Annotated in this window: 1 protein-coding gene; it reads left to right on the top strand. The window is 38.1% G+C overall.

Going from position 1 to position 922, the window contains the following annotated elements; all coding sequences use genetic code 11:
• On the top strand, nt 1-883 hold an 883-nt coding region (locus AAIE21_RS29210; protein WP_343269875.1), incomplete at its 5' end, for an IS3 family transposase.
• Nucleotides 884-922 lie beyond the last annotated feature (39 nt).

Raw genomic sequence — 922 nt, forward strand, 5'->3', positions numbered from 1 at the left:
CAAATCTATAGGAGGTGTTCTTGCTCAAACGGCTAAGTACGAGATTATTGAAGAACTACGTTCTCGATACAAAGTAACCTGGCTGGTCGTTATTGCGCAGTTAAATCGATCTAGCTACTATAAGTGGCGCTCAACATGTACGCAAAGACAATTACGCCTTTCAAAGGATCATACATTGCGTGAACAGATTCAAGCCATTCACATAAAACACAAGGAATACGGTTATCCTCGCATGAAAATTGCCTTACTAGAGGCTGGATTTTTAGTGAACCACAAAAAAGTATGTAGACTTATGCGAGAACTTCAAATTCAATCAATCATCCGTAAAAAGCGACGCTTTTTTAACGGGAAATCCTCAAAGGTTTTTCCGAATGTAGTAGAACAACAATTCCGAAACCGCAAACCAAATGAGGTACTTGTCACAGATATCACTTATTTGCCATTCAAAGATAAATTTCTCTATTTCTCGGTCGTTCAAGACATTTATAACAATGAAATCGTTGCTTGGAAACTCTCACATCGTAATGATTTACAACTTGTCCTAAAAACGTTAGATTTAGCAGCACAAAAAAGAGATGTGTATGGAACCATCATCCACTCAGATCAAGGATTCCAATATACATCTCATGCTTATTACCGTATGCTTCAACAGCTAGGCGCCATCGGCAGCCACTCCCGCAAAGGAAACTGCCATGACAATGCTTGCATTGAATCATTCTTCTCTCATTTTAAATCTGAAATGTTTTATCTTAATTATTATCAAACAAAGGAAGAACTAATTCAAGCTATTGAAACATACATCTATCATTACAACTACAAACGATTCCAAAAAAGGCTTAACCATCGAGCTCCGATTGAATATCGAATCTCGATGGCCGCATAGTCTTTTTTTACAGCTGTCTACTTGACGGGGGTAAGACCA

The organism is Paenibacillus sp. 102 (assembly GCF_039549175.1).
In the GTDB taxonomy this organism is placed as follows: Bacteria; Bacillota; Bacilli; order Bacillales; family Bacillaceae_G; genus Bacillus_A.